Here is a 12661-nt window from a genome sequence, read left to right as displayed (position 1 = left end):
GATAATCATTATCTTCAGGAAATATTCCTGCTGCTGATGCAATCGATAAGATCCGAAGATATTCCGGTGGAAAACAAATGGAGTGTAAACAATTTCGTTACACTCCGGTGGTACTGGCAATGGCTGGCTTTCTCTGTGCTGGCGTTGGTCATTTTCTTTCCTATCCTTACCAATACTTTTATTAACGATGATCACCTGGTACTGCTCAAAGTGGGAGTGCAGAAGGAGCTGAATGTGGATGGCTTCTTTCGTCCATTATCAGATATTACGCTCTGGATCACTTACCGTCTCTTTGGATTGAATCCCATTCCATTCCATGCATTTCAGATCATCATCCATGCACTCAATGCTGTACTGTTGATGCGGTACTGTTACAAATTGTCTGGTAAGCAGGCTGGTACCAATCTTGCAGGATTGATGGCACTGCTGGCTGGGATCCTCTTTCTCACTTACCCTTTCCACAATGAAGCGATTGCCTGGATATTAGCCCGCTGTTCGCTGATGGCGGGAAGTCTTGCCATTGGAGCTATGCTGGCATTGGTAAGCGATTGGAAGCTGTCGAAAAAAATAGCGGTTATTGCTGTCTGTTATTTTGTGGGGATGGCATCTTATGAAACCATCATGGTATTGCCCCTGATGGTGGCCGCCCAAATGCTGATCTTACGCATGCCGTTCAAACAGGTAATAACGGTGATGCTGGCGCTGGCGATTACTTTTGCTGCGCATACCTGGCTGCGGATCGCGGTTTCCGGCGTATTCATTAATAGTTATGGCAAAGGTTTTTTTCAGGCCATTGGCTTCAATACCCTGCTTACGATGCTGAAATCCGCCGGCAGGATTCTATTGCCGCCCTCGGATAATAGTCGCGCCATTTTGATCGGTTTTGTAGTAGCGCTGATAATGCTGGGCACTGTTCTGTTCATTGCATGGAAAAGAACGAAGAATGAATTGTTGTCACGTCAATTCTTTTATATCCAGTTATGCTGCTTTATCATTGCGATGTCTGTGCCGATGGTGCTGGGCGTGAGCACCAGGACTTCCGAAAGCGACCGCTTTTTATACCTGCCATCATTGTTCTTCTGTAGTGTGCTGGCTTTTGGCCTTGTTTATTGTTTCAAGCGGGCTAAAGTGCGCATCATCGTAGTGGCGTTGCTGTTGTTTGTGCAGGTAGCTTTACTGCAGGAGAACAATTCAAACTGGAAGAAGGCTTCCATAGCAGTGGAACAATTGCTCGGCGAAGTGAAAAAAGCAACAGAACGTCCTGGCCGCTTGCTAATTGTTAACATGCCGGCAGAAATCGATGGTGCTTTCGTTTTCAGGATCGGGTTCCCGGAAGCGCTTCAGTTATACCAGTACGATAGTTCAAAAGTGAAAGTGGTGAATATTCTTACCAGGGATGAAGAGTTGTTGCTCCCGCAGCAAGAGGTCAGGTTCATCGCGGAAAAACCGGATATGCTGCTGGTACAGCCTTCAACAATCCTCTTCAAATCAGATGGCAACCAGGATAATGGGCTGCTGGAATCCGGTGCTGAGGCTGGTGAGCTTCAGCAGTTGGTTGAAAATATGATCACGCAGGAGAACCAATGGAACTTTGCCAGCGCAGCAAGGGCGAATCAGATCCGGATGATCGTTTACAAACATAAACTTACCTGGAGCAATATGCGCATTGGTATATTGGGCCCGGAAGACAGGTATCTTATCTGGGACCTTCGTAGCTGGGAACGTCCGGCGTTCTGATGAATGCTCAGGATTGCTGCAGGCTCAGGTATCTCGTTATATATTTTCCCACCATATCAAATTCGATATTCACTTCTGTGCCCGGGAACACATACTGGATATTTGTATGCTCCAATGTATAAGGAATGATGGCTACGGAGAATTCATCCCGCGTAACATTGAAAATGGTAAGACTGATACCGTTGATACTGGCCGAACCTTTTTCGATCACCAGTGAGGCGAAGGAAGCGGGAAAGCGGAAACGGAATTCGCGGCTGCCTTCGAGGTCATTCACATTGATGCAGGTGGCTTTGGCGTCTACATGGCCCTGCACGATATGGCCATCGAGGCGGCCATTCATGGGCATGCATCTTTCCAGGTTCACCTGGTGGCCGGGCTGCCACTGATGGAGATTGCTTTTGTGCAGCGTTTCCTGGATGGCGGTGACCTTGTGACGTTGTTCTTCAACCTGCTCCACAGTAAGGCAAACGCCGTCGTGCGAAATACTCTGATCTATTTTCAATTCATGAGAAATAGGGGATTTGATCCAGTAGCTCTTATTGGTGCCGGCTACCAGTACTTCTTCCACCTGGCCTAATGATTCTATGATTCCGGTAAACATGTTGCAAAATTCGGAAATTCAGAACTAATTTGAATGAAGATGGATTTTTTGGAAAAAACTATTATCTTTGCTGCCCTTAAAGCATTTAAAGGAGGTATCAAACTATGCTGATCATCGACTCAAAAGATTGCGAAAACATCGACAAGGCCCTCAAAAAGTACAAAAAGAAATTTGAGAAGGCGAAGACTCTGTTACAATTGAGAGAACGTCAATCGTATACAAAGCCGTCGGTTAGACAACGCACAAAAGTGTTGAAAGCTATCTACAAACAACAGATAGCAAGCGGATCCATCGAAGGGAAATAGTTCATTTTGAACTGAATATATTAAGATAGCTGCAAAGTTAATTGTAACTTTGTAGCTATCTTTTTTATATTGACCTATGGCCAATTCCCCGGAAAATACCAATGATCTCCCCGCACATCCTGCTGTAACTGAATTCATTGCCTACCTGAAAGGGGAAAAGCGAAGTTCTGCGCATACCGTGGAGGCCTACGAGAACGATCTTTCCGATTTCTTCCGGTTCCTCCAGTTTGAAAAATATGAAAAACGCGATAAGCGCGGTAAGATCATGGTCCGTGAAGACGGTTATGGACTTGGCATGGTGGAATTGAAGGCTATCCGGCCGGATTATGTGCGCAGCTGGGTGGCCACCCTGAAAAATGACGAAGGTTATTCTCCACGGACCATTAACCGCAAGATCTCCAGTCTTAAATCTTTCTTCAAATATTTTCTTCGCATGGGCCAGATCAGCAAGATCCCCATGGACAGGGTAGTGAGCCAGAAACTGTCCAGCCGGCTGCCCGTTTATCTCGGGGAAGAAGTGGTAGAAACCCTGTTCAATAATCTTCCTGCGATCAGCGAGCGCCTGCATTTCGGGAATCTGGCTGAAAAAGACCTTGAGTTGCTGAAGGCGGAGCCTGCCAGAGAGTTGGCCTGGCTGATCATGACAGAACAATTGCTGTTGCGATTGTTGTACCATGCCGGTATAAGGCGTGCAGAACTGATGGGATTGAAGCGGCAGGCGATCGATAAGGCCCGTGGATCGCTCAAAGTGCTGGGGAAGGGAAATAAGGAAAGGCTGATCCCGGTGAATGAAGAGCTTATGAACCACATGTTGCAGTACGATAAGCTCAAAAAGGATTATTTGCCAGAGGCTACAAGGGCGGCAGCAGGGTATCAGGGCAATGAATTACTGCTGGTAAGGGAAGATGGAAAAGCGCTTTCTCCCTCCTTTGTATATAGTACCGTAAAGAAGTACCTGGGCGAAGTGACCAGCCAGGAAAAAAGGAGCCCGCATGTGCTTCGTCATACCTTTGCAACGCATCTTACATATCATGGCGCCAGCCTCGATGCTGTGAAGGAATTATTGGGCCATTCCAGTCTTGCCGCTACACAGGTTTATACACATAATTCCATTGAATCCCTAAAAGAAATCCATAAACAGGCGCATCCGAAAGCATAGCCTGAAACCCGCGTTAAATCTCGCATTTCCTGTGAATTAAAATTTGGAAAAATATTACTGATGTATTAACTTCATAGGGAACAAAAGGCTGTGCGATTGTACAGATTTTGGCCCTCGAAAATCTTGAAAGTTCTTTATATATTGTTCACAGTTAAAATGCGATTGTTATGAACGTTAACATTCAGACCGTGCGGTTCAATCCCGATGGAAAACTTGTAGAGTACGTAAATAAGAAACTGCAGAAAATTGGTACTTTTCACGACCGCATAATCAAAGTAGATGTGTTTTTAAAACTGGATAACGTAGTACATGCCATTAAAGACAAAATCGCAGAGATCCGGGTTCAGGTTCCCCGTCATCAGTTCTTCGTAAAGGCTACAAGCAAGTCCTTTGAAGAATCTTTTGACAGTGCGCTGGACTCTCTCGTAAATCAAATAAAAAGACAAAAAGAAAAGCAAGCTGCCTGATTAGCAAAAAAAATTGAAGGCCGTCTCCCCGGAGACGGCCTTTTTTCGTTTAAGGAGGTCTGATATGGTTAGTTCTTTTTCGCGTGTTTTTATCAGGTAGTGCAATTTCCCTCTGAGCGAAGCAGTTGGCGCCAGGCGGAAAGAAACCGTTTTACAGGTAACCTGCAGGGGTATACGTAAGCGACGGTAGTGTGGGGGCGGGAAATGAGGGAAGAAGGGAAGGGGATAGTTGTTTCGGCTAAAAAAAGGCATACGCTATTTTGCTTGATCAGTGAGGGTTTCAGCGGAATATTGATTGGATGCTTAACTTTTTTTGCATCAATTTTTTGTAGTGAATTTACTTTTCCCTTCCTTTGCAGCCGCTCCGGCGGGTAGCAGTGAATGCAACACCTTGAAAACAAGCAAAAAAAATCTTCTTCAAAGTTTTGGGATTTCACAAATTCAGTTACCTTTGCCTTCCCAAAAAATAAGAGAAACTTGTGAGATTGGATGGGAAGTTCTTTATAACGTTGAATTTCAGAATACTTTACAGGGTTTGACCTGGCCGTTGCCGGGAAGGAATTCATCAAAAGAAAGGGAAAGCATCAGATCATTATAAGATTGGATATGCCACTTTAGCTCAGCTGGTAGAGCAACTGATTTGTAATCAGTAGGTCGTTGGTTCGATTCCGACAAGTGGCTCAAAGGATGGTAGAATATACTAATCCGGGCAGGTTCCAGAGCGGCCAAATGGGGCGGACTGTAAATCCGCTGTCTTTCGACTTCAGAGGTTCGAATCCTCTCCTGCCCACCAACCGGTTTCAGAAATGTTTTGAAGTCGGTTTCAGTATTTAGAAAGATCTTTGTTCATAAGCGGGAGTAGCTCATTTGGTAGAGCGATAGCCTTCCAAGCTATAGGTGGCGAGTTCGAGCCTCGTCTCCCGCTCTTTTTCAGTTCGCAGGTTGCAGTCCTGCGCTGGTTGATGCGATCATCCGGCCTCTGCAAGGATAAGAATGCCAACTGAGTCATCAGCCGTTGTAGCTCAGTGGTAGAGCACTTCCTTGGTAGGGAAGAGGTCGTGAGTTCGATTCTCACTAACGGCTCAACAATTTTTGGATCGGTTGAGATCAGCGATTGTGAGATGACTGAAAAACAGGTGTTGAAAGTTAGTCGCTGACTACATGATAATCCTCTGATTCCCTGAAAAGCTGTTCCGTGATGCGGATAGCTGGAAACAAAGGAAAAAATTGTAATAAATATTTGTAAAACCACAACTAAAAACAGATAACGATGTCAAAAGAGACTTTTAAGAGGGACAAACCTCACGTTAACGTTGGTACAATCGGTCACGTGGACCACGGTAAAACAACTTTAACTGCAGCCATCACTACCATTCTGTCACAGAAAGGTCTGGCTCAGGCAAAAAAGTATGATGAAATCGATGGCGCGCCCGAAGAAAAAGAGCGTGGTATCACCATCAATACTGCTCACGTGGAGTATCAGACGGATAACCGTCACTATGCTCACGTAGACTGTCCTGGTCACGCTGACTATGTGAAGAATATGATTACAGGTGCTGCGCAGATGGATGGCGCTATTTTGGTTGTGGCTTCTACAGACGGACCTATGCCTCAAACAAAAGAACACATTCTTCTGGCTCGCCAGGTAGGTGTTCCCCGTATTGTGGTATTCATGAATAAAGTTGACCTGGTTGATGACCCTGAGCTGCTGGATCTGGTGGAAATGGAAATCCGTGAGTTGCTGAGCTCTTATGGCTTCGATGGTGACAACACTCCTATCATCAAAGGTTCTGCAACAGGCGCCCTGGCTGGTGAAGCCAAATGGGTTGCTGCAGTTGAAGAGCTGATGGCTGCGGTTGACAGCTATATTCCTCTGCCTCCCCGTCCGGTTGATATGCCATTCCTGATGTCTGTAGAGGACGTATTCTCTATCACTGGTCGTGGTACTGTTGCTACCGGTCGTATCGAGAGAGGTCGTATCAAAGTTGGTGAGCCTATCGAGATCGTAGGTCTGATGGAAGCTCCTCTTGCTTCTACTGTAACAGGTGTGGAAATGTTCCGCAAACTGTTGGATTCCGGTGAAGCCGGAGACAACGCCGGTCTGCTGCTCCGTGGTATCGACAAAGCTCAGGTTCGTCGTGGTATGGTACTGTGCAAACCAGGATCTATCACTCCTCACACTGAGTTCAAAGGCGAAGTATACGTACTGAGCAAAGAAGAAGGTGGTCGTCACACTCCATTCTTCAATAAATACCGTCCTCAGTTCTATTTCCGTACAACTGACGTAACTGGTGAGTGTGAACTGCCAGCAGGTACTGAAATGGTGATGCCTGGTGATAACACTAACCTGACAGTGAAGCTGATCCAACCCATCGCGATGGAGAAAGGTCTGAAATTCGCTATCCGTGAAGGTGGTCGTACCGTAGGTGCGGGTCAGGTTACAGAGATCATTAAATAAGTTGAATCTCAATAAAAAGCCATTAGCGTTTGCTGATAGCTATTAGCGCGGATTTCTTATATTTGCTAAGCTGTCAGCCATCACTAATGGCTTTTATACGGGCATAGTTCAATGGTAGAATAGAGGTCTCCAAAACCTTTGATCTGGGTTCGAATCCTAGTGCCCGTGCAAACACAATGTGTTATGAATAAAGTTACCACCTATTTCAGGGAGTCTTACAAAGAGCTGCTTGAAAAAGTAAGTTGGCCTACATGGACGCAATTGCAGCAATCTACTGTGATCGTCCTCGTAGCTACAGTTGTTATCACTGCCATGGTATGGGTGATGGACATCGTAGCTCAATCCGGGCTTAATTTCATCTATTCATTATTTTACTAATGGAAAATCAGACTACTCAACAACAGGAAACCAAATGGTATGTGCTGCGTGTGGTGAGCGGCAAGGAGCGTAAGGTAAAGGAGTACCTCGATAAAGAAATTTCCCGCGGGGGATGGGGCGAGGTGGTGAAACAGGTTTTTCTGCCAGTGGAGAAGGTTTATAAAGTTCAGAACGGTAAAAAGGTGATGCGTGAAAGGAACTACTATCCCGGCTACGTAATGATCGAAGTACTGGATGGTAAACTTTCCGATGATCTCCGTGATGCTGTTATCAATACTACCAACGTTATTCACTTCCTGGGTAAAGACAATCCCATCGCTCTCAGGAAAGCCGAAGTGAACAAGATGCTCGGCAAAATGGATGAAATGGCCGAAGTGGGCGGCGTGAGCATGATAGAGCCTTTCATCGTGGGAGAAACCATCAAGATCATCGAAGGACCTTTCAACGATTTCAACGGTATCATCGAAGAGGTGAACGACGAAAAGAAAAAGCTGAAAGTGACTGTAAAGATCTTCGGTCGCTCCACACCGGTAGAGCTCAACTACATGCAGGTAGAGAAACTCGCTTAACAATACCAGTTATAAAGAAATTAAAACCACAGCGGATGCTGTGGTTTTTTTATGCGCTTATGCCATCCTGCAGGGCAACAAAAAAGCCTTACCGTTATTGCTTCACGGGAAGGCTTCTGTATGTTTTGCAGGACAATAACTTTCTTAGTTGTTATCGTCGTCGCCGCCAGAGTTGGATTCTTCAGAAGAGTATCCGAAATCAAGCGATGCTTGTTCGTCAGCAACTGGTAACACCACTGGTGTTTCTTCAGGAGCGGGAGCTGGGGCTGCTTTGGGCTTCCTTGGTCTGGGAGCAGGTTTCTTAGCGGCCTTCTTTGCCGGAGCTGCTTTTTTAGGAGCTGCTTTCCTGGCTGCTTTCTTTGCTGCCTTTTTAGGAGCGGCTTTTTTTGCTGCTTTTTTGGGGGCTGCTTTCTTAGCGGCTTTCTTCGCTGCTTTTTTAGGAGCGGCTTTTTTTGCTGCTTTCTTTGCTGCTTTTTTGGGAGCTGCTTTCTTAGCGGCTTTCTTTGCTGCTTTTTTAGGAGCGGCTTTTTTTGCTGCTTTCTTTGCTGCTTTTTTGGGAGCTGCTTTCTTAGCGGCTTTCTTTGCTGCTTTTTTAGGAGCGGCTTTTTTTGCTGCTTTCTTTGCTGCTTTTTTGGGAGCTGCTTTCTTAGCGGCTTTCTTTGCTGCTTTTTTAGGAGCGGCTTTTTTTGCTGCTTTCTTCGCTGCTTTCTTAGGAGCTGCTTTCTTTGCTGCCTTTTTGGGAGCGGCTTTTTTTACTGCTTTTTTGGGAGCAGCTTTTTTTGCTGACTTTTTCTTTGCTTTGGCCATAGTGTGATGTGTTTTTATAGTTGATGGTAAAGATACAATGGAACATAACTATTCAGATGCAAAAGCTACGCAGAAATATTCATATAATAAAAAACTCATTGAAAGTTTGACTCCTTCATCCCAAAACTTCATTGATCTCTTAAGCTGTTCATTACCGGTATGATCTGTTCGCATGCTGATTTTGGAGATCTCGTATGCAATACCCGGGCCGCGATGGGGAAGCGTCAATGTAAACACTTACTAAAAGCAGCGATCACTCACATATGCTATTGAATGTATTTTTGCATCTCCGAATGGATGCCGGTTTGATCTGATATTTACCGGGGACCAGGATCTGATTTCCCGGCCAGTTTTTCTGGTGTGTTTCTCCGTTTTCTCCCCGGCAGGCTTAACTTTGCGGCTTTCCGGGGCTGATAAAGTTTTTTGAGATTCCTTTCAGCAAATCAAAACAAATCGCTACCTTTGCGTCCCCAATTGAAGTTCTTTACAACCCCCGTTATTCCACGGTGAGGCAGTAATATCAAGCTAAAAGCCGGTTGGTCCGGCTTTCAGACAGGTATCAAATGCCGCAGACTGTTGAACGGGTTAAGAGGAATTTGGGAGTCCGCTCAATTGACGGACGTTAGAACCAATAAATCATTAAGTAATGGCAAAAGAAATTACCGGCTTCGTAAAGCTGCAGGTAAAAGGTGGCCAGGCGAATCCTGCCCCTCCTGTAGGTCCTGCATTAGGTTCCAAGGGTATCAATATCATGGAATTCTGCAAGCAGTTCAATGCTCGCACACAGGATAAAATGGGAAAAGTTCTCCCCGTTCTCATCACTGTTTACTCCGACAAGTCTTTCGATTTCGTTATTAAAACTCCACCGGCGGCCGTTCAGTTGCTTGAAGCAGCTAAACTGCAGAGTGGTTCCAAAGAGCCTAACCGTAATAAGGTTGGTAAAGTGAACTGGAGCCAGGTTGAGGCAATTGCAAAAGACAAGATGCCTGACCTGAACTGCTTCACCCTGGAAAGCGCCATGAAAATGGTTGCTGGTACAGCCCGCAGCATGGGAATTACTGTGGATGGTAATGCCCCCTGGGAAAACTAAATGTTCACATCCCTGCACATAGCGGGGTACTAAAACTGAATTACAATGGCAATCGCTAAAAAAAGAAAAGTAGCTGACACCAAGCTCGACAAAAATAAAATATACTCACTGAAGGAAGCTTCTTCACTGGTAAAGGATGTAAACACAACCAAGTTCGACGCTTCTGTTGACCTGCATATCCGTCTGGGTGTTGATCCCAAGAAAGCTGACCAGGCTATCCGCGGAACAGTAACCCTGCCACACGGTACCGGTAAAACCAAAAGAGTACTGGTTCTTTGTACTCCTGACAAAGAAGCTGATGCAAAAGCAGCTGGCGCTGATTATGTAGGTCTGGATGAATTTGTACAAAAGATCGAAGGCGGATGGGTTGATATCGACGTGATCGTTGCAACTCCTGCCGTTATGCCTAAGATCGGTAAACTGGGTAAGATCCTCGGTCCACGTAACCTGATGCCTAACCCCAAGACCGGAACTGTTACCAATGATGTGGCCGCAGCTGTAACGGAAGTAAAAGGCGGTAAGATCGCGTTCAAGGTTGACAAAGCCGGTATCGTTCACGCTTCCATCGGCCGCGTGAGCTTCACCCCGGAAAAGATCGCTGAGAACGGTACTGAACTGATCAACGCGCTTCTGAAGGCAAAACCCTCTTCTGCAAAAGGTACTTACCTGAAGAGTGTGTTCATGGCCAGCTCCATGAGCCCCGGTATTGCTGTAGACACAAAATCATTGATCAACTAAAAAGATAACGCATAGGCAGTTCCGCTGTCTGCGAAATCATTAAAAAATTTGCGTTATGAACAAGCAAGAAAAAAATGAAGTGATTGAAGTACTGAAGGGAAAATTTTCCCAGTACAACAATTTCTATATCACCAATACAGAGAGCCTCACTGTAGAGCAGGTTGGTAAACTCCGTCGCATTTGCTTCGACAAGAATGTTGAAATGAAAGTGGCCAAGAACACCCTGATCCGCAAAGCCCTCGAAAGCCTGGACTCCAGCCGTTTCTCCGGTATGTTCGACTCCCTCAACGGAGTTACTGCCATCATGTTCTCTGAGAACGCTAAAGAACCAGCGCTGATCATTTCCGACTTCCGCGCTAAAGGTCCGAAAGACTTCAACAAGCCTGTACTGAAAGCAGCCTTCATCGACGGCGACGTATTTGCCGGCGACGAGCAACTGAAAGTACTGACTACCCTGAAGAGCAAGAACGACCTCATCGGCGAGATCATCGGTCTCCTCCAGTCTCCTGCCAAGAATGTTATCAGCGGCCTGAATGCCGGCAACAAACTGGCAAGCCTGGTGAAAGCACTGGAAGAAAGAGCTCAGTAATCAAGAAGTATCTATTCAACTTATTAACTCACGCCTGAAGAGTTATATTCACAAATTTTTTTAAACCTCCCGCCGGAGCGCAGGCAATGAAGGCGGGAAAAATTTGACAAATTATGGCAGATTTAAAAGCATTCGCTGAGCAGTTGGTTAGCCTGACTGTGAAAGAAGTAAACGAACTCGCAAAGATCCTGAAAGAAGAGTACGGAATTGAGCCGGCTGCTGCTGCAGTAGCTGTTGCTGCTGGTCCTGCTGCTGCTGGTCCTGCTGCTGAAGAAAAAACCGCTTTCGACGTTATCCTGAAAAGTGGTGGCGCTAACAAACTGAACGTAGTTAAGATCGTTAAAGATCTGACTGGTCTCGGTCTGAAAGAAGCGAAAGACCTGGTTGACGGCGCTCCAAAACCCGTTAAAGAAGGTATCAGCAAAGCTGACGCTGAAGCTCTCGCTGCTAAGCTGAAAGAAGCTGGCGCTGAAGTAGAGATCAAGTAATCTTTGCAAAAGCATATTACTTATAAAGCCCCGGTAACCCCGGGGCTTTCTTGTGCCTACACCGTTTTTTAGCGGTGCCGCCGGTATGATGTCCAAATTCAGCCGGGTTTATTGTATATTGGTCCTCCCTAAGTATTATGAAAAAGGTCTCTCTGAAAGATATAGCAGAAATCACAGGTGTATCTACTTCCACCGTAAGCTTTATTCTCAATGGTAAAGCCAGTGAAATGCGTATCAGTGAAGCGCTCAGGAAAAAAGTTCTCGCTACCGCCAACAAGCTCGGCTATCAGCCCAACCAGATCGCAGTAAGCCTTCGAACCGGTCAGACCAAGATCCTCGGGCTCCTGGTGGAAGATATCTCCAACAATTTCTTCGCACTCCTGGCAAAGACCATCGAAGACGAAGCAGAGAAATTCGGCTACCGCGTAGTGTATTGCTCCACCGAGAATGATAACAAGAAAGGACAGGCCCTCCTTCGCATGCTGGCACAACGCCAGGTGGATGGATTCCTCATTACGCCTACACTGGGCATGGAAACGGATATCATCAAACTGCAGTCGCAGCACAAACCTGTTGTGCTGATGGACCGCTACTTCCCTGAACTGGATGTGCCGCATGTGCTGGTGAACAATTATGGCGGCGTTACTTCCGCCATGCAGCACCTTATTCAGCAGGGCTATGAAAGGATCGCTTTCATCACAGTAGATCTTGCCCTCAACCAGATGCAGGAAAGGGAAGAGGCATACAATGATGCTATCAGCAAATCACCCGCACAGAAAACGAAAAGTAAAAAGAATATTCTCTCCATCGATCCAACAACGTCCCGCGATGAAAAGAAAAAACTCATCGCCCGTTTCCTGAAGAATAATAAACCAGATGCCGTTTTCTTCGCTACCAATTATCTCGGTATACTCGGACTGGAATGCCTCCGCGAACAAAGGATCCGCATCCCCGAAGAACTGGCAGTGGTCTGTTTCGATGACCACGATATCTTCCGCCTTTATATTCCCGATATCTCTGTAGTACAGCAGCCTGTAGAAGAAATGGGCAGAAAGGCCGTTCACCTGCTGATGGACCAGTTGGGAAAAAACAGGGGAGCAGCCACCGAGAATCAACTCAGGCTCGATGCCACCTTCGTGCCGAGAGAATCCACGCAAAAGAACTGATCCCATCCGGTTGCGGACACCCGCTTCCCGATTTCTTTTTGCCATCCCGCAATACTTCTGTAATATTGAAGGCTGATGCTAAAACGATTTAGCACCTGGTAAATATTTC

Annotated in this window: 15 protein-coding genes and 5 tRNA genes; 19 read left to right on the top strand and 1 reads right to left on the bottom strand. The window is 46.0% G+C overall.

The window, feature by feature from the left end:
* The first annotated feature begins 36 nt into the window (after window positions 1-36).
* Window positions 37-1737 carry a hypothetical protein gene (locus D9Y29_RS06825; protein ID WP_127126330.1) on the top strand — a complete coding sequence of 567 codons (1701 nt, stop codon included), beginning with the start codon at window positions 37-39 and terminating at the stop codon, window positions 1735-1737.
* 7 nt (window positions 1738-1744) lie between these two features.
* On the opposite strand, the gene D9Y29_RS06820 is transcribed toward D9Y29_RS06825, so the two are convergent.
* Entirely contained in the window at window positions 1745-2338 is a 594-nt protein-coding gene (locus D9Y29_RS06820; protein WP_127126328.1) for a riboflavin synthase, read from the bottom strand.
* A 104-nt stretch (window positions 2339-2442) separates the two neighbouring features.
* On the opposite strand from D9Y29_RS06820, the gene rpsU reads away from it, so the two are divergent.
* The 18 genes from rpsU (at window position 2443) to D9Y29_RS06730 (ending at window position 12552) form a co-directional block, all read left to right on the top strand.
* On the top strand, window positions 2443-2643 hold the full coding sequence (rpsU, locus tag D9Y29_RS06815) for a 30S ribosomal protein S21 (protein ID WP_127126326.1): 201 nt from the start codon (window positions 2443-2445) through the stop codon (window positions 2641-2643).
* A 76-nt stretch (window positions 2644-2719) separates the two neighbouring features.
* Complete coding sequence (locus D9Y29_RS06810; protein ID WP_127126324.1) at window positions 2720-3802, top strand: tyrosine-type recombinase/integrase; 1083 nt, start codon at window positions 2720-2722, stop codon at window positions 3800-3802.
* Between the two features lie 167 nt (window positions 3803-3969).
* Window positions 3970-4269: an HPF/RaiA family ribosome-associated protein gene (locus tag D9Y29_RS06805; RefSeq protein ID WP_127126322.1), complete on the top strand. Its 300-nt coding sequence runs from the start codon at window positions 3970-3972 to the stop codon at window positions 4267-4269.
* A 331-nt stretch (window positions 4270-4600) separates the two neighbouring features.
* Window positions 4601-4867 (top strand): hypothetical protein, encoded by a 267-nt coding sequence (locus D9Y29_RS06800; RefSeq protein ID WP_127126320.1) that lies wholly within the window; start codon window positions 4601-4603, stop codon window positions 4865-4867.
* Window positions 4868-4877: 10 nt separating this feature from the next.
* Window positions 4878-4950 (top strand) — tRNA-Thr (locus tag D9Y29_RS06795).
* Window positions 4951-4976: 26 nt separating this feature from the next.
* Window positions 4977-5062, top strand: a tRNA-Tyr gene (locus D9Y29_RS06790).
* 59 nt (window positions 5063-5121) lie between these two features.
* Window positions 5122-5194: transfer RNA gene (locus tag D9Y29_RS06785), tRNA-Gly, on the top strand.
* 86 nt (window positions 5195-5280) lie between these two features.
* Window positions 5281-5352: transfer RNA gene (locus D9Y29_RS06780), tRNA-Thr, on the top strand.
* 187 nt (window positions 5353-5539) lie between these two features.
* The gene (tuf, locus tag D9Y29_RS06775; RefSeq protein ID WP_127126318.1) at window positions 5540-6727 is read left to right on the top strand and encodes an elongation factor Tu; all 1188 of its coding nucleotides are present in this window, start codon (window positions 5540-5542) and stop codon (window positions 6725-6727) included.
* Window positions 6728-6824: 97 nt separating this feature from the next.
* Window positions 6825-6895 (top strand) — tRNA-Trp (locus tag D9Y29_RS06770).
* A 15-nt stretch (window positions 6896-6910) separates the two neighbouring features.
* Window positions 6911-7105: a preprotein translocase subunit SecE gene (secE, locus tag D9Y29_RS06765; protein WP_127126316.1), complete on the top strand. Its 195-nt coding sequence runs from the start codon at window positions 6911-6913 to the stop codon at window positions 7103-7105.
* A complete protein-coding gene (gene nusG, locus D9Y29_RS06760; protein WP_127126314.1) occupies window positions 7105-7674 on the top strand; it encodes a transcription termination/antitermination protein NusG in 570 nt (189 codons plus the stop codon). Before secE ends, nusG begins: the two co-directional genes overlap by 1 nt.
* Window positions 7675-7846: 172 nt before the next feature.
* Window positions 7847-8488, top strand: coding sequence for a hypothetical protein (locus D9Y29_RS26500; protein ID WP_164735297.1), 642 nt, complete (start codon window positions 7847-7849; stop codon window positions 8486-8488).
* Between the two features lie 639 nt (window positions 8489-9127).
* On the top strand, window positions 9128-9571 hold the full coding sequence (rplK, locus tag D9Y29_RS06750) for a 50S ribosomal protein L11 (RefSeq protein WP_127126312.1): 444 nt from the start codon (window positions 9128-9130) through the stop codon (window positions 9569-9571).
* A 45-nt stretch (window positions 9572-9616) separates the two neighbouring features.
* Window positions 9617-10309 carry a 50S ribosomal protein L1 gene (gene rplA, locus D9Y29_RS06745; RefSeq protein WP_127126310.1) on the top strand — a complete coding sequence of 231 codons (693 nt, stop codon included), beginning with the start codon at window positions 9617-9619 and terminating at the stop codon, window positions 10307-10309.
* Between the two features lie 55 nt (window positions 10310-10364).
* Window positions 10365-10898 (top strand): 50S ribosomal protein L10, encoded by a 534-nt coding sequence (gene rplJ / locus D9Y29_RS06740; protein WP_127126308.1) that lies wholly within the window; start codon window positions 10365-10367, stop codon window positions 10896-10898.
* A gap of 113 nt (window positions 10899-11011) precedes the next feature.
* A complete protein-coding gene (rplL, locus tag D9Y29_RS06735) occupies window positions 11012-11386 on the top strand; it encodes a 50S ribosomal protein L7/L12 (protein WP_127126306.1) in 375 nt (124 codons plus the stop codon).
* A gap of 137 nt (window positions 11387-11523) precedes the next feature.
* The gene (locus D9Y29_RS06730) at window positions 11524-12552 is read left to right on the top strand and encodes a LacI family DNA-binding transcriptional regulator (protein WP_127126304.1); all 1029 of its coding nucleotides are present in this window, start codon (window positions 11524-11526) and stop codon (window positions 12550-12552) included.
* Window positions 12553-12661: the final 109 nt, after the last annotated feature.

The sequence above is a fragment of the Pseudoflavitalea rhizosphaerae genome (assembly GCF_003991355.1).
Lineage (GTDB): Bacteria > Bacteroidota > Bacteroidia > Chitinophagales > Chitinophagaceae > Pseudobacter > Pseudobacter rhizosphaerae.
The sequence above is the reverse complement of the archived record's forward strand: the minus strand, read 5'-3'. Positions and strand labels throughout refer to the sequence as shown.